Origin of the sequence: Pseudomonas sp. RGM 3321 (assembly GCF_022836805.1) — a bacterium.
Lineage (GTDB): Bacteria > Pseudomonadota > Gammaproteobacteria > Pseudomonadales > Pseudomonadaceae > Aquipseudomonas.
Window position 1 is genome coordinate 18,652 of sequence record NZ_JALHBH010000097.1, and the last position, 15,672, is coordinate 34,323.

The 15,672-nt window shown below is 60.7% G+C and carries 14 protein-coding genes and 1 riboswitch; of the genes, 2 read left to right on the forward strand and 12 right to left on the reverse strand.

The genetic code is table 11. The features are described from left to right. Window positions 1-59: 59 nt before the first annotated feature. Both nirD and nirB read right to left on the reverse strand, forming a co-directional pair. On the reverse strand, window positions 60-446 hold the full coding sequence (gene nirD / locus RGM3321_RS06630; protein ID WP_244392168.1) for a nitrite reductase small subunit NirD: 387 nt from the start codon (window positions 444-446) through the stop codon (window positions 60-62). After that, a complete protein-coding gene (gene nirB, locus RGM3321_RS06635) occupies window positions 446-3,007 on the reverse strand; it encodes a nitrite reductase large subunit NirB (protein WP_244392170.1) in 2,562 nt (853 codons plus the stop codon). The genes nirD and nirB overlap by 1 nt, the downstream gene beginning before the upstream one ends. Window positions 3,008-3,599: 592 nt before the next feature. Here nirB and RGM3321_RS06640 point away from each other — a divergent pair. After that, complete coding sequence (locus RGM3321_RS06640) at window positions 3,600-4,094, forward strand: GNAT family N-acetyltransferase (RefSeq protein WP_244392172.1); 495 nt, start codon at window positions 3,600-3,602, stop codon at window positions 4,092-4,094. A 59-nt stretch (window positions 4,095-4,153) separates the two neighbouring features. On the opposite strand, the gene RGM3321_RS06645 is transcribed toward RGM3321_RS06640, so the two are convergent. The 5 genes from RGM3321_RS06645 to RGM3321_RS06665 form a co-directional block, all read right to left on the reverse strand. Next, window positions 4,154-6,160 carry a U32 family peptidase gene (locus RGM3321_RS06645; RefSeq protein ID WP_244392174.1) on the reverse strand — a complete coding sequence of 669 codons (2,007 nt, stop codon included), beginning with the start codon at window positions 6,158-6,160 and terminating at the stop codon, window positions 4,154-4,156. 106 nt (window positions 6,161-6,266) lie between these two features. Then, on the reverse strand, window positions 6,267-7,058 hold the full coding sequence (locus RGM3321_RS06650; RefSeq protein ID WP_244392176.1) for an ABC transporter ATP-binding protein: 792 nt from the start codon (window positions 7,056-7,058) through the stop codon (window positions 6,267-6,269). After that, window positions 7,055-8,077 (reverse strand): iron chelate uptake ABC transporter family permease subunit, encoded by a 1,023-nt coding sequence (locus tag RGM3321_RS06655; protein WP_244392178.1) that lies wholly within the window; start codon window positions 8,075-8,077, stop codon window positions 7,055-7,057. Before RGM3321_RS06655 ends, RGM3321_RS06650 begins: the two co-directional genes overlap by 4 nt. Then, complete coding sequence (locus RGM3321_RS06660; protein WP_244392180.1) at window positions 8,074-9,087, reverse strand: ABC transporter substrate-binding protein; 1,014 nt, start codon at window positions 9,085-9,087, stop codon at window positions 8,074-8,076. The genes RGM3321_RS06655 and RGM3321_RS06660 overlap by 4 nt, the downstream gene beginning before the upstream one ends. A gap of 129 nt (window positions 9,088-9,216) precedes the next feature. Next, window positions 9,217-9,417, reverse strand: a riboswitch (cobalamin riboswitch). 18 nt (window positions 9,418-9,435) lie between these two features. Next, window positions 9,436-10,152, reverse strand: coding sequence for a FadR/GntR family transcriptional regulator (locus tag RGM3321_RS06665; RefSeq protein ID WP_244392182.1), 717 nt, complete (start codon window positions 10,150-10,152; stop codon window positions 9,436-9,438). A 108-nt stretch (window positions 10,153-10,260) separates the two neighbouring features. On the opposite strand from RGM3321_RS06665, the gene RGM3321_RS06670 reads away from it, so the two are divergent. After that, a complete protein-coding gene (locus RGM3321_RS06670; protein ID WP_244392184.1) occupies window positions 10,261-10,995 on the forward strand; it encodes a FadR/GntR family transcriptional regulator in 735 nt (244 codons plus the stop codon). Between the two features lie 196 nt (window positions 10,996-11,191). Here the strand turns inward: RGM3321_RS06670 and RGM3321_RS06675 are convergent, their stop codons facing one another. From RGM3321_RS06675 to RGM3321_RS06695, 5 genes are all read right to left on the reverse strand, one after another. After that, complete coding sequence (locus RGM3321_RS06675; RefSeq protein ID WP_057411655.1) at window positions 11,192-11,914, reverse strand: oligogalacturonate-specific porin KdgM family protein; 723 nt, start codon at window positions 11,912-11,914, stop codon at window positions 11,192-11,194. 135 nt (window positions 11,915-12,049) lie between these two features. Next, on the reverse strand, window positions 12,050-12,814 hold the full coding sequence (locus tag RGM3321_RS06680) for an ABC transporter ATP-binding protein (RefSeq protein WP_244392186.1): 765 nt from the start codon (window positions 12,812-12,814) through the stop codon (window positions 12,050-12,052). Between the two features lie 10 nt (window positions 12,815-12,824). After that, window positions 12,825-13,664, reverse strand: a complete 840-nt coding sequence (locus RGM3321_RS06685) for an ABC transporter ATP-binding protein (protein ID WP_244392260.1) — start codon at window positions 13,662-13,664, stop codon at window positions 12,825-12,827. A 49-nt stretch (window positions 13,665-13,713) separates the two neighbouring features. Continuing rightward, the gene (locus RGM3321_RS06690) at window positions 13,714-14,619 is read right to left on the reverse strand and encodes an ABC transporter permease (protein ID WP_016981374.1); all 906 of its coding nucleotides are present in this window, start codon (window positions 14,617-14,619) and stop codon (window positions 13,714-13,716) included. Continuing rightward, window positions 14,619-15,656: an ABC transporter permease gene (locus tag RGM3321_RS06695; RefSeq protein ID WP_244392188.1), complete on the reverse strand. Its 1,038-nt coding sequence runs from the start codon at window positions 15,654-15,656 to the stop codon at window positions 14,619-14,621. The genes RGM3321_RS06690 and RGM3321_RS06695 overlap by 1 nt, the downstream gene beginning before the upstream one ends. Window positions 15,657-15,672 lie beyond the last annotated feature (16 nt).

A 15,672-nucleotide genomic window follows, 5' to 3' on the forward strand; every position in this document is an offset into this window, starting at 1 on the left:
CACGCCACGCGGCAACCTGGTCCGATAGCGACCAGGTTGTCTGCGACCGGCACTGCCGATTAAACGGCAATCTCTACCTGATCACCCTTGAGTCTTACCGGCCAGACGTCGATCCGCTGATCCGGGTATTCGATACAGCTGCCGTCGTGCAGGCGAAAGTGCTGCTTGTACAACGGCGAGGCGATGACCAGTTCGCCCGCGATCTGCCCGATCAGACCACGCCCGATCACGTTGGCCCCCGATTTGGGATCGCGGTTATCAATGGCAAAGAGCTGCTCGCCCTGTGCAGTTTCGGGCAGGTAGAACAGTGCGACCTGCGCGCCGTCCAGCCACGCAACGACGCCTGAATTGGCGACCAGATCCGCACGTCCACACAGGGGCTGCCAGTGCTGCTGCGCTGCCGCTGGCGCATTGTCGCCGGTGCGTTTTGTCTGAGACGCGTTCATCACACCACCTCCTTGAACAACGGAATAAGAGCCAGCTCTTCGGGTTTTGCCGGACGCCGCTGGGCGCGTTCCTTGACGAACTGCACGTCGGGGTCAGCACGCCCGTCGTTGACGAAGGTGCGGAAGCGCTTGAGTTTTTCCGGGTCCTTGAGGGCGTTGGCCCATTCACATTCGTAGCGGTCGACCACCAGTTGCATCTGCGACTCCAGCTCGGCGGCCAGGCCCAGGCTGTCGTCGATAATGACCGCCTTGAGATAGTCGAGGCCGCCTTCCAGCGACTCACGCCAGACCGAGGTGCGCTGCAGCTTGTCGGCGGTGCGGATGTAGAGCATCAGGAAACGGTCGATATAACGAATCAGGGTTTGGTCATCCAGGTCGGTGGCGAACAGCTCGGCGTGGCGTGGACGCATGCCGCCGTTACCGCACAAGTAAAGGTTCCAGCCGTTCTCGGTGGCAATCACACCCACATCCTTGCTCTGCGCTTCGGCGCACTCGCGGGTGCAGCCGGATACGGCGAACTTGAGTTTGTGCGGCGAGCGTAGCCCCTTGTAACGGTCCTCGATGCGCAGTGCCATCGCGACGCTGTCCTGCACGCCATAGCGGCACCAGGTGCTGCCGACGCAGGACTTCACCGTCCTGGTCGATTTGCCGTAGGCATGTCCGGTCTCGAACCCCGCCTCAATCAACTCACTCCAGATGTCCGGCAGCTCATGCAGTTGCGCGCCGAACAGGTCGATACGCTGGCCGCCGGTGATCTTGGTGTACAAGTCGTACTTCTTGGCCACGGCACCAATCGCGATCAGGCCGTCGGGGGTGATTTCTCCACCCGGAATACGCGGTACGACCGAGTAGGTGCCGTTTTTCTGCATGTTGGCCATGAAGGTGTCGTTGGTGTCCTGCAGTGGCACCAGCGAAGGTTCGGTGATCGGGCGGTTCCAGCACGAAGCGAGAATCGAGCCGATCGCAGGTTTGCAGATGTCGCAGCCATGCGCGCCTTTGCCATGGCGGGTCAGCAGTTCGTCAAAGGTCTCGATGCCTTCGACGCGGACCATCGAGTACAACTCCTGGCGGGTATAGGCGAAGTGTTCGCAGAGGCTTTTGTCGACCGCCACACCGCGCGCCATCAACTCATGTTCGAACACCTGCTTGAGCAGCGCAGTGCAGCCACCACAGCCGGTGGCTGCTTTGGTGCAGGCCTTGATCCCGGCGAGGTCGGTGCAGCCATTGTCGATTGCCGAACAGATAGAACCCTTGCTGACGTTATGGCAGGAACAGATGGTCGCGGTGGCGGGCAGGGCATCGGCACCCAGCGTCGGTGCGCCTTCCCCACGCGGCAGGATCAGGCTGGACGGGTCGGCGGGCAGGGTGATGCCGTTCTGGGCGTATTGCAGCAGGGTGTCGTAATAACTGTTGTCGCCGACCAGCACCGCGCCGAGCACTTGCTTGCCATCTGCCGACACCACCAGCCGGCGATAGCTGGCGGTGGCTTCGTCAATGAAGCGATAACTGATGGCCCCGGCCAGTGCACCGTGCGCGTCACCGATGGAGCCGACATCCACGCCCAGCAACTTGAGCTTGGTGGACATGTCGGCCCCAAAGAACGGATCAGTGTCCTTTTCGCACAACTGTGCGGCGACGCCACGGGCCATTTGGTAACCGGGTGCCACCAGGCCGAATACACTGCCGTTCCAGGCCGCGCACTCGCCGATTGCATAGATATCGGCGTCACTGGTGCGACAGTGCTCGTCGATTGCAATACCGCCACGCGGGCCGAGTTGCAGTTCACACTGGCGAGCCAGCGCGTCCTGCGGGCGTATACCGGCAGAGAACACGATCAGGTCGGTTTCCAGAAATTCGTCATTGGCGAAGTTCATGCGATAGCGGTATTGCTTGCCGTCGCTGATCGACTGCGTGGCGCGTGACAGGTGTACGCCGACGCCCAGCGCTTCGATACGCGCTTTCAAGGCAGCCCCACCATGCTCGTCCAGTTGCACCGGCATCAGGCGCGGGGCGAACTCGACAACATGGGCTTCCAGACCAAGCGATTTCAGTGCATTGGCCGCTTCAAGCCCGAGCAGACCCCCGCCGACTACCACGCCACGACGAGCTTTCGAGGCGGCGTAGCGAATGGTGTCCAGGTCCTCAAGCGTGCGATAGACCAGCCGCGAGTTGCCCTGTGCGCCCTCGATCGGCGGTACGAACGGGAAGGAGCCGGTGGCCAGGATCAGCTTGTCGTAGCTGAAGCAGCCTTCGGCAGTGATGATTTCATGACGATCACGGTCAATCTCAAGCACCGGTACGCCCAAGTGCAGCGTCAGGCCAGGTTGTTCGTATACAGACATTTCACTCATGGCCAACGACTCGGCATCGCGGCCAGTAAAGTATTCGGACAAATGCACGCGGTCGTAGGCACGCTGTGCTTCTTCGCCAAATACATGGATGCGATAACGCTCCAGTGCGCCGCCTGCGATCAACTGCTCGACGCAATGGTGCCCGACCATGCCATTACCGACGACGATCAGGGTTTTTACATCGTTCAGGGGGAAGACTGTGGTGTTCATAGCAAGTCCCGGCCGAGGCCAATCAGGTTTTTTGAAGCAAAAAAAAGCGCCCGGAACCTTTCGGTTCCAGGCGCCTTTGCCTGTTCTCTTATTCGGGGACGCCATCAAGCCACGTTGCCGGATGCCCCCATGTGGCCCTCTGGTCTCTGCGAGACTGGCGATCAACGTCGATCAACCGGGGCGGCCCAACCACATTCATGGTGGGGTTATCCAACATCATGCAGGGGCTGTGCCAGCTTGCGGTTGCAGCGGTTCAGACGCGCATTGGCAATGCCCGCAAGGCTGTGCAGCGTTTACGAGGTGTCTGGCGCGTTATTTTTCCTGCCTTGCATTGGTGCGCGTCGAAGAGGTTGCGCTGTAAAGCTGTGCGCCGCATTGCCCGCTCATGATAATCGGCGTTTTTGCCTCTGGGCGCCCCAGTCGCTCCAGGCACATATCGTTCCTCACGCTCCGCGTGGGAATGCCTGTCGTGACGCTCCGCGTCACAATTCTGCGCCGCGCCGCCTGCTCTATAGTTAAGCCGTGCTTTCAAAAGCCCAAGTCTGGCGTAACATTTGTCTCACCCTGCAATTCCCCCAATAAGTCCGTACTCATGAACATCACTATTACTGAGGTACACCCCTCCGAGATCCCGCACACCGTCGATTTCGTCATGCGTGCACGTGCCGGGATCTTTCCCTTGCTCGACACCGTCACCGTTCCGCCCGATCTGGCCGGTTTCGAGCAGGTTTACCTTAATGGCAAGGACGGCAAGTTTCTGATCGCCCGTTGCGAAGGGCAGATCATCGCTGCGGTGGGCTATCTGCCTTATGACCATCGTTTTGCGCAGCTCAACCATATTGGCCGCAGAACCGTGGAGATCGTACGCCTGTTCGTCACGCCGGAGTTTCGCGGCGACGGGCTGGCCAGCCGCTTGTGCCAGGCGCTTTGGGCGCATGCCGAAGCTGGTGGGATAGAGGTGCTTTATCTGCACACCCATCCTTTTCTGCCGGGTGCGATCCGTTTCTGGGAGAAACAGGGCTTTGCCGTGACCGATGTGGAGAGCGATCCGGTGTGGAACACGACCCACATGGAGCGCGTGCTTTAAGAGGTTTTTTTCAGAAGACGCAAGGGGCTGGCAGGGCGCCAACCCCCCCCTCATACGTATCAGCGTGTAGAACGCTGACGCGCAGTCTTGAGCAGGTCTTCCGGGGTAATGTGGCCGACCACCGATTTAGCCGCAGCGCTGCCGGGCAACGGTAGGTCGAGAATGTGACCTTTCATTTTGCCGATCACGTGCATTTCGCAAGGTTTGCAATCGAATTTCAGGGTCAGCACTTCATCACCCTGCACCAGTTGCATGGGCGCGACCTTGGTGCGCACGCCCGTCACGCCTTTGGCCTGTTTCGGGCACAGGTTGAACGAAAAACGCAGGCAGTGTTTGGTGATCATCACTGGCACTTCACCGGTTTCTTCGTGGGCCTCGTAGGCCGCGTCGATCAACTGTACGCCGTGGCGATGGTAGAAATCGCGGGCCTTCTGGTTGTAGACGTTGGCCAGAAACGACAAATGCGACTCCGGGTAAACCGGCGGCGGGGTGGTTTCGGCCTTGCGGCCACCGCGCGGATGCGCCTTGATGCGCGCTTCGGTCAGCGCCTCGATGGCATCGCGGCGCAGGGTCTTGAGCTGCGAGTTGGGCACGAAGAACGCCTGCGGCGCGTCGAGCCTGACATCCTGAGCATGGTAGATCGTGGTGCCCAGCTGAGTGAGCAGGTCACGCAGTTGATCCAGCGCCTGCCCGGGCTTGTTGGCTGCGCCGAACGGACCGTCAAGGTTTACCGCGACGCTCACACCTTCTTCACTGATGGCTTCCAGGCGCAGGTGGTCTTCACGAAGGGTGACCTGCCACTGAATGCCGATGCGGCGCTCGGCCGAGGTCTTGAGCAGCGCCTGCTGCCAGTTGTGGTCCAGGTTGCGATTCAATGGATGGTTGGGACGCACACGGGAAAGGGCCGCAGGCATCTCATTGGGTTCTACACGGTAGCGCCAGCGCTTCTGGCCGTCCTCTTCGAACTCGCCTTTAAGCTCGGCGATATTGGCACGGAAGCCCACCACTTCACGCTTGATCTGCACGTTGAGACCGTCACCGTTGGACAGCGGCTCATGGGTCACAGCGATCAGGTCACGCTTGCCGAGTTTTTCGACGGTGCCGACTGCCAGACCGGTAAACGTCGGCGTATCGAACGCACCAATGTCGATCTTGCGGTCACTGACGAAATAATCGGTGCTGCCGCGGTGAAAGGTCTTCTCCGGGTCTGGCACGAAGAAGTGTGCGGTACGGCCGCTGGAAGCGCGTGCCAGGTCCGGACGGTCTTCGAGAATCTCGTCCAGACGCTGGCGGTAATAGGCGGTTATATTTTTGACGTAGCCTGCGTCCTTGTAGCGACCTTCGATCTTGAACGAGCGCACGCCTGCGTCCACCAGATCGCGCAGGTTGGCGCTCTGGTTGTTGTCTTTCATCGACAACAGATGCTTTTCGAAGGCGACGACGCGGCCCTGATCATCCTTGAGTGTGTAGGGCAGGCGGCAAGCCTGCGAGCAGTCGCCGCGGTTGGCGCTACGGCCGTTTTGCGCGTGGGAAATATTGCACTGCCCGGAGAACGCCACGCACAGCGCGCCATGAATGAAAAACTCGATAGCGGCATCGGTTTCACGGGCGATGTCACGAATTTCCTGCAGGTTCAGCTCGCGGGCCAGCACCAGTTGCGAGAAACCGGCCTGATCGAGGAACTTCGCCCGGCCCAGGGTGCGGATGTCGGTCTGGGTGCTGGCATGCAGCTCGATGGGCGGAATGTCCAGCTCCATGACCCCGAGGTCCTGCACGATCAACGCGTCCACGCCTGCGTCGTAGAGCTGGTGAATCAGCTTGCGGGCTGGTTCCAGTTCGTCGTCATGCAGGATGGTGTTGATCGTGGTGAAGATCCGCGCGTGATAGCGATGAGCGAATTTGACCAGCTCGGCAATGTCGCTGACCTCGTTGCAGGCGTTGTGTCGCGCACCAAAGCTCGGCCCGCCGATGTACACCGCATCGGCGCCATGCAGGATGGCTTCACGGGCGATGGTTACATCCCGCGCAGGGCTGAGCAATTCCAGGTGGTGCTTGGGTAACGACATGGCAACGGGATCCTGCGGCGGGCAAAGCGCGCATTGTAGTGCCACAGGCCGCGCGGTGCACCTGTTGAAGCATGCGCCAGGTGACCGGCTGACCATCGGCGTGTCTTCAGTGAGAGCGCAAACGCAGGATTTTCGCGCCGTCGAACGGGTCGGTCAGCCAGTGCGCCACAACGCCGAAGGTGCTCAGCAGGCGTTCCGGGGTCAGCACCTCGACCGGCGCACCCAGTGCGACCAGCCGGCCTTTCTCCATGACCGCCACGCGGTCGCAATCCAGCGCCTGATTCAGATCGTGCAGGGCTATCACAGTGGTTACCGGCAAGGCCCTGACCAAGCCGAGGATGGTCAGTTGGTGCTGGATATCCAGATGATTGGTCGGTTCGTCCAGCAGAAGGATCCTGGGTCGTTGCGCCAGCGCCCTGGCGATGTGCACGCGCTGCCGCTCGCCGCCGGACAGGGTGTGCCAGGCACGTTTCTGCATGTGCAGCATGTCCACATCCTGCAAAGCCTGACGAACGATTGCGTCATCGTTGGTACTCCACGGCTCGAGTGCCGACAGCCACGGCGTGCGGCCCAGTTCGACGGCATCCCGTACAGTCACGGCGTCGCTGGTTTCTGCCTGTTGTTCGACCACTGCCAGCAGGCGCGCTACATCTCTGCGGCTCATTGACTCGAGTGGCTGCCCGCCCAGCCTGACGCTGCCGCTGACCGGCTTCTGAATACCGGCCAATAGTTTCAGCAGGGTGGATTTGCCCGACCCGTTAGGGCCGACCACGGCCAGCGTTTCTCCCGCTGCAATGCTCAGGTCGACCTCGCGCAGCAGCGCAGTACCGCGTACCGAATAACCCAGACCGGAGCAACCGAGCACCGCTGCGTTGACCTGCTGAGGAAACGCGTTCATCGAGTGCTATTGCCCCGGATAAGTATCAAAGCGAAGACCGGTGCGCCGATCAGGGCGGTAATGACGCCAATCGGCAGCGCCTGCCCCTTGATCAGCGTGCGCGAGAGGATGTCGGCAGCGATCAGGAACAGTGCGCCGCTCAATGCACTCAACGGCACCAGCCGTGCGTGGCGCACACCGACCAGCATACGCACCGCGTGCGGGATCACCAGCCCGACAAAACCGATGGAGCCAACGATCGACACCATCACTGCGGTGACCAGGGCTGCGGTCGCGATCAGGATGATCTGCACGCGCCGTACGGCAATCCCCAGTGACGCCGCCGAGTCGCTGCCGAAGGTGAACGCGTCCAGCGCTCGCCGGTGCCAGAGGCACACCAGCAGACCGACCAGCACCGTCGGCACTGCCAGCCAGACAGAGTGCCAGCGCACACCGCTGAGATTGCCCAGCAACCAGAACATGATGCCGCGTGCCTGCTCCGAGCTTGCGGATTTGGTGATCAGAAATGATGTCAGGGCATTGAACAGCTGTGAACCGGCGATCCCGGCCAGAATGATCTGCCCGGCTGCAGTGGTGCCTCGCGACGAGTGCGCTAGCAGAGCGACCAGCGAAAACGCCGCCACGGCGCCGACAAAAGCGCCTGCCGACATCGAAATGGCCCCTGCACCAAAGCCCAGAATGGCGACCAGCACCGCGCCGGTCGAGGCCCCGGCGGAAATTCCCAGCAGATACGGGTCTGCCAGCGGATTGCGCAACAAGGATTGCAGCACCACGCCACAGATCGCCAGCCCGGCCCCGCAGGCTGCCGCGACAATCGCGCGGGTCAGCCGGTAGTTCCAGACAATGCCCTCATCGATAGGGTCGAGCACGTAGCTGGCTGCCCAGAGTTTGTTGGCCAGCACCTGAAAAACCACCGGCAGGCTGATCGAGGTTTCGCCAATCGCCGCACCGATCATGATCGCCAGTACCAGCACTGCCGAGACCCAGAGCACATGGCCCAACGCTACTGGTAATCTCATTGTGCCGCGTTGAAACGGTTGGCGGCGTCAGCCAGTTCCTCGAACCCGGTGAACAGGCGCAGACCGGCCTGCATGCCCTCGGCGTCGATGATCACGATCCGCTCATGCTTGACTGCGTCCATGTTGCGCGTCACCGGATCGCTCTTGAGAAATTCGATTTTCTTCAGGTAGTCGTCGGCCGGGAAGCGGCGGCGGTCCATGCGCGCAATCACCAGAATGCTTGGGTTGGCCTTGGCAATGCTTTCCCAGCCCACGGTCGGCCATTCCTCGTCGGACTGGACGATATTGCGCATGCCCAGGCTGTTGAGCATGAAATCCGGGATGCCTTTGCGGCCTGCCACGAAAGGATCGCTGGCAAGATCCGAACTGGAAAACCAGAACAGCGCCGAGACGTCGTTCGCCTTGTTCTGTTTGACATTGGCAATCGCGGCGCTCAGGCGGGCCTTGAGGTCGGCGACCAGCGTGTCACCGCGGTCCTGTACATCGAAAATCTGCGCCAGTTGCTCGATGCTCTTGTAGATGGTTTCGATGCGGAACGGCTCCAGGCGTGTGCCGTCGGCACCGACCAGATTGTTTTTGCCTTCGCAATCGGACGGCAGAATGTAAGTGGGTATTTTCAGGTCATGGAACTGTTCGCGTGTGCCGACCACGCCCTGTTTGCCAACCATCCACTCCAGCTGCACCGTCACCAGTTCCGGACGTTTGCCGATCACCGCCTCAAAGCTTGGGTCGTTGTCGGCCAGACGTTCTACCTTGTCGTTCTGCGCCTTGAAGCGTGGCAAAACGTTGTTGAACCACAGCGACGTGCCCACCAGCCGGTCGCCCAGGCCCAGTTCGTAGAGTATTTCAGTACCGGCCTGACCAATGGTCACTGCCTTGGTCGGTGCATACGCGAACGTCAGGGTCGAACCACAGTTTTCAAGGGTCAGCGGATACTGAGTGGGGGCGGCGAGGGTTATGGTGGACAGCGTCAGGCTGGCGGCAAGTGCGGCAAGGCGGGGCAGCGACATGAAATGCGGTCTCCGTTGGAACAGGTGCCAAGGCGCAATGCACATCAGGAAACACATCCCCGGCAAGTGACCGGGCACAACGGAAAATGCCGCCGCGTGCGGATGTCCTTCCCGGACACCCCGCCGGTTAGTGGGTTGAAGCAGGTCGGCAGGTCTCCTGACTGGCATGTCATCGCCGGGCTCCGGCCTTCCCGGAGCTGAATCCAGTGGCAGTCATGGAGCAGGCTCGATGCCTACAGTTGCGGGGGCAGTTTCGTTTTGGCCTTGTGCAGACAAAGCGTACGAATTCCCTGTTAGTTCCTCTCGGAAACCGACGGGCGGCATGGTAAACGATAAGCGTTTTAGTGGCTAATCCTTTGCGCGCAGGCGCAGCAGACTGTTGATCAGATGCAGGCGCATCGCGGCTCGGGCGGCATCACGGTCCTGATGGACAATGGCGTCAAAGATGGTCTCCTGTTCACGTTGCTGGATGCCCGGATCGTCCTCTGCGTGCAACGACGCGATATTGCCAAAGCCGCTGCGGGTACGAGGCAGGATGCTGCTGCCGAGCTGGCTCATCACATCGGTAAAAAAGCTGTTGGCGGTACACAGTGATATCTGCCGGTGAAACTCGAAATCGGCCTTCATGGTGTCGTGTCCCAGGCGCGCGCAGCGATGCAACTCATCGAGTGCCTGACGGATGGCATCCAGTTGCTCGGGCGTGCGGCGTAGAGCAGCGAGCGCGGCAGATTCCGGCTCGATGCTCAGGCGCAGCTCGATGATGGATACCGCGTCTGCGGGTGTACCGATTGGCGGTTCAACCTGCTGGAAATTACCTGGCTGCGCTGCATCGACCACGAAGGTGCCGATGCCATGCCGGGTTTCGACCAGACCTTCGGCTTGCAGACGCGACATCGCTTCACGAACCACGGTGCGGCTGACCCCGGTTTCACGGATGATCACCTGTTCGGTAGGAAGCTTTTCACCGCTCTGGATCTCGCCTTCGCGAATTCTGCGCGAAAACTCGGCGACCAGTTGCTGGGTTAGGCTGGAGCGACGGCCTTTTGATGCGGAAGGTTGTTCCATGGCGGGTGATCAGGTCCGTGTCGGGTGGCTGAGTATAACCGTACTCAAGGCGTGTTTTGTGTGGGGATCGCAGCCTATACTCGCGTATCGGACAGAACTGAGGCTGCAATGTCGGACAACGCACTTTCCTCGCAAAAGAACCATCGACGCCTGGCAGAAACCCTGGTCGACCGCTTCGCCCAGCGCATGCGAGACGGTGTGCTGGTGCGCGGCGAGAAACTGCCTTCCGAGATCCACATCATGGAAGCCGAGGGTGTCAGCCGCACGGTGGTGCGCGATGCGCTGTCGCGGATGCAGGCCGCGGGGCTGGTGGAAACCCGGCATGGCGTCGGCACCTTTGTTCTCGATATGCCACCGCCTGAAGGTTTTTCGGTAGGGCCTGCGACCATCGCCACCTTGTCCGATGTGCTGAACCTGCTGGAGTTTCGCTTGAGCCTGGAAGTCGAGGCGGCAGGGCTGGCTGCGCAACGACGCAGCCCTGAAGCGTTGCTTGAGCTCAAGCGGGCGTTCGATGCGCTGCTCGAAGGTCCGCAGAAATCCGGAACCACCATCAATGCCGATTTTCAATTTCACCTCAAGATCGCCAAGGCGTCAGGCAATGCGTACCTGATCGATATCATGAAGCATCTGGGCACCAAGCTGATTCCCCGCACGCGGATGAACTCGGCCTACACAGGGCAGAGCGATCGCAACGCCTACCTGACCGGAATCAACACCGAACACCGGCAAATCTACAACGCCATCGCCGAAGGCAACGTCGACGCAGCGCGCTCGGCGATGTATCTGCACCTCAACGGCAGCCGCATGCGCCTGCGCCGCACTCAGGCGCTGTACAGCGACTGAGCGATTGCGGAGTTTCTGCCAGACACCTCTCGTTCCTCACGCTCCAGCGTAGGAATGCCTTGGATGACGCTCCGCGTCACAAACCTGCGCTGCACCACATGCTCGAAAGAGGACGCAGAGCGTCCAGAACGGCATGCGACGCGGAGCGTCGGCACGATAGTGAGATTATCGTTCATCATGCTCCAGTGGGGATGCGCTACAGGAAGTTGTACTGCACGCCCACGCGCAATCTCAGCTGGCGCTTGTCATCTTCGGAATCCACCTTGATGTCGCCGACTTCAAAGAACGGCACCCAGTGCTTGTCCCATTTGTATTTGAAGGCCGCGTTCTGTTCGTAGTCGGTCTTGCCGTTGTCGTAGCGGATGTAATCGGCGTCGAAGTAGGTGAACTGATACTCGTACGCCCAGGGGCCTTTGCTGGCGTAGTTGACCCAGACGTCGTAACGATTGATCGACTGATCATCCATCTGGTTGTCAGGCATTTCATGGTTGACCTTGTCCCTGTCCAGCTTGATCGAGTCGTAGCGGTAACGGCCTGACACGCTCAACTGATCGTTTACTTTGTAACCCAGTTTCAGGCCCATTTTATAGGCCGTCGATTTCTCGATGCTTTCCAGCGCAAACGAAGGCGTCAGCAGCCATTTGTCGTCGAGCCGGTATTGATAGCTGACAGTCAATTCGTGGCCGTTGCCGACGGTGTTGTCGAACGCTACGTCCTGGCGGTCGCCTGCGGTCTTGTATTTGAGCTCGCCTTCGAAGCCCCAGCCGCTGTCCAGCCGGCTGCCGAATTTGACCCGGTCAGCATGCATGCGGGTGCTTTCTGCATATTGGTGACGGTAGTTGATGTACGCGCTGTCGGCATGCGCCCAGGCGCCGGGGAACAGAGCAGTCAGAGAGATCAGTGCGAGTGATTTTTTCATTTTTTTATTCTTGTTTGATGGCTGTTTTGGGTGTGTTGAGGCAAATCGCAGGCAGCCGGATCCCTTGGCCGAGAGGGCCGGGGATCACAGTGTCGGCAGGGTTACGGGTTCAGCGGTCGTGAGCCCGGCGGCGGGTCATCCCGTCGGACGCAGGTCCATGTCGCGGCTGGCCTGAATCAGCAGTCGCGAATACTCGTGCCGAGCCTGGTTGTTGATCAACTGGCTGCTGTCGAGGGTTTCCAGCACCTGGCCTTGCTGCATGACCGCAACCCGGTCACACAAGTGCGCCACTACGCCGAGGTCGTGGGTCACCATGAGGTAAGTCAGGCCTTGCTGATGACGCAAGTCGGCCAGCAGGTTGAGAATTTCGGCCTGCACTGAAACGTCCAGTGCCGAGGTGGGTTCGTCGAGCAGCAGCACACGTGGTTCTAGAATCAGCGCCCTTGCAATAGCGACACGCTGGCGCTGGCCGCCGGACAGCTGATGCGGGTAACGGAAACGAAAGCTCTCGTTGAGGCCGACCTTGTTCAGCACTTCACAGACGCGACGGTCACGGTCACCGATCCGGTGAATGCTCAATGGCTCCTTGAGTGCCGCGTCGATGGTGTGGCGCGGGTGCAGTGAGGCATAGGGGTCCTGAAACACCATCTGCACGGTGCGGTAGTGACTGGCATCGAGCTTGCATTGTACGGTCTGGCCGGCCACGCTCAGTGCGCCGCTCCAGTGATGATATTGTCCTGCCAGGCAGCGCAGTACGGTGGTCTTGCCCGAGCCGGACTCGCCGACCAGGCCGAACGACTGGCCTCGCTCGACCTGCAGGTTGACGTCACGCAGCACCTGATTCAGCGCTGGGCCAGCGCCGAAGCTCAGGTTCAGTGAATCGACTGTGATCATTGCCATGGGAGCATTCTCAGTGAGTGAGCCAAAGGGGATCGCGTTGCAGAACCGGCAGGCTGGCACGCGGGTGATCCAGGCTGGGCAGGGCGGCCAACAGGCCTCGAGTGTAGGGATGACGCGCCTGATCCAGCTCGCTGGCGTTAAGCGATTCCACCACCCGCCCGGCGTACATCACCAGCACCCGGTCGCAAAAGTGACGGACCATGTTCAGGTCGTGGCTGATAAAGATAAGGCCCAGATCGCGCTCGCTGACCAGCTCTTCCAGCACGTTGAGCACCTGACGGCGCACCGACACATCCAGTGCGGAAGTCGGCTCGTCGGCGATGATCACTTGCGGGTCGGTGATCACCATCATCGCGATCATGATCCGCTGGCCCATACCGCCCGAAACTTCATGGGGATACAGTTCGTAGACTCGCGCCGGTTCGCGGATGTGCACCTTGGCGAGCATGTCCAGCGTGCGTTCGCGGGCCTCCTTTTTCGAGACCCTGTGATGTGCCAGATAGGCTTCGGCGATCTGTTCGCCTACCTTGATCACCGGGTTCAGCGAGTATTTCGGGTCCTGCATGATCATCGACATGCGCCGCCCGCGAATGCTCTGCATCTGTTTTTCGCTGCATTCAAGTAAATCGATATCGCCGAAACGCAGGGTTTTCGCCGTGACCCTGGCCGTTGCCGGATGCAGACGCAGCAGGCTGCGACCGACCGTGGACTTGCCCGATCCCGATTCGCCAACAATCGCCAGCTTTTCCCGTCCAAGGCTGAATGACACGTCGCGAACGGCTGCCGTGACCTTACCCGCATGACTGAACTCGACGCGTAAATCTTCTACTGCAAGCTTTATCTGTGGCATGGCTGTGTGTGACATGGTGTTAGCCCCTTTTATTATTGTTCGATGCGTGTCATTCGCTGCGTGGGTCAAGTACATCGCGCAATCCGTCGCCCAACAGGTTGAACGCCAGACTGACCAGCATGATGGTTGCGCCGGGTGCCGCCACCAGCCACCAGCTTTCCAGCATGTAACGACGGCCGCTGGAGATCATCGCGCCCCATTCCGGCAGCGGCGCCTGTGCGCCGAGGCCGAGAAAGCCCAGTGCAGCGGCGGTAAGAATGATGCTGGCCATGTTCATGGTCAGGCGGATAATCACCGAAGACAGGCACATCGGAATGATGTGACGGCCGATCACCCGCACTGCCGAGGCACCTTGTAGCTTCACCGCGACAACGAAATCGGCGTTGCGCAACGACAGGGTTTCGGCCCGCGCCAGGCGGGCGATCGGTGGCCACGCAGTCAGGGCGATGGCGATGACTGCGTGTTCCAGGCCAGGGCCCAGGGCGGCGATGAAGGCCAGTGCCAGCACCAGACTGGGGAACGAGATGAAGATGTCGGTGATGCGCATGAACAGGCTGTCGACCCAGCCTCCGAAATAGCCGGACACAGTGCCGATCAGCAGGCCGATCGGGCCGACGATCACCGTCACCAGCATCACGATGTACAGCGTAATGCGCGAGCCGTAGACGAGTCGGCTGAACACGTCGCGGCCGTACTCATCGGTGCCGAACCAGTTCTGTGCACCGGGCATGCGCAGCGCGGCCGACAGGTCCTGAGCCAGCGGGTCGTGAGTGGCGATCCACGGCGCGAACAATGCGACGATCATCAGCGTGCCGATGACGATCAGCCCTGCCAGCGTCATCGGGTTGCGCAACAGAAAACGCATCAGGCGCGCACTGCTGGCGGCCAGTGCCGCAAGGCTGGAGGTTGGCGCCTGAACCATGGGCGTGGCGCTGCTTGCAATGGAAGTCGTCATCAGCGGGTTCTCGGGTCGAAGACTTTATAAAGGGCGTCACTGATCTGATTGAGGATCACGAAGATCAACCCGATCAGCAGGACGCAGGCCATCACGGCATTCATGTCGCCAAGCAGCAGGCTGCTGGTCAGGTACTGGCCAAAGCCGGGCCAGGCGAACACGGTTTCTATGAGCACCGCGCCCTCCAGCAGGCCGCCGTAGGCGAGGGCGACGATGGTCAGCAGTTGCACGCGAATGTTGCGGAACGCATGGCCCCAGACGATGCGTCGCTGCGACAGGCCCTTGACCCGGGCGGTGATGATGTATTCCTGCGAAAGCTGTTCGAGCATGAAGCTGCGGGTCATGCGGCTGATATACGCCACCGAATTGAAACTGAGGATTACCGCAGGCAGCAGGATGTGGCGCAGTGCGCTGCGAAAGGCCTCCCAGTCGCCGGACAGCGCGGTATCGACCAGCAACAGGCCGGTGCGGGTTTCGATCAGGCCGTCATAAGCCAGGCCAATGCGTCCGACCCCTCCGGCCCAGCCCAGCCAGGCGTAGAACACCAGAAAAGCCATCATGCCCAGCCAGAAGATCGGCGTGGAATAGCCAAACAGGGTGATGACCCGGGCAATATGGTCGCCGCTACGGCCCTGATGGGTGGCTGCATACACCCCCAATGGCAAACCCAGCAACACGCCGAACAGGATTGCCAGCGTCGCCAGCTCCAGCGTGGCCGGGAAAACCCGCACGATGTCGTCTATCACCGGGTGGCCGGTCAGCAGGGCTTTGCCCAGATCACCGTGCAGCAGGTCACTGAGGTACATGACGAACTGGGTGGTCAGCGGTTTGTCCAGGCCCAGTTCCTGATACGCCTGAGCGTAGGCGGCCGCATCTGCGTCGGGGCCGACGATGGCCAGCACCGGGTCCAGCGGCATGACCCGGCCAATGAAGAAAGTGAGCAACAGCAGGCCGAACAGGGTCGCCGCCACTGATCCGCTGCGACGGGTGCCGTGGGCAACCCGACTGCTCCAAATTGAAATCGATGCACTCGACATGGTTATTCCTGCCTTG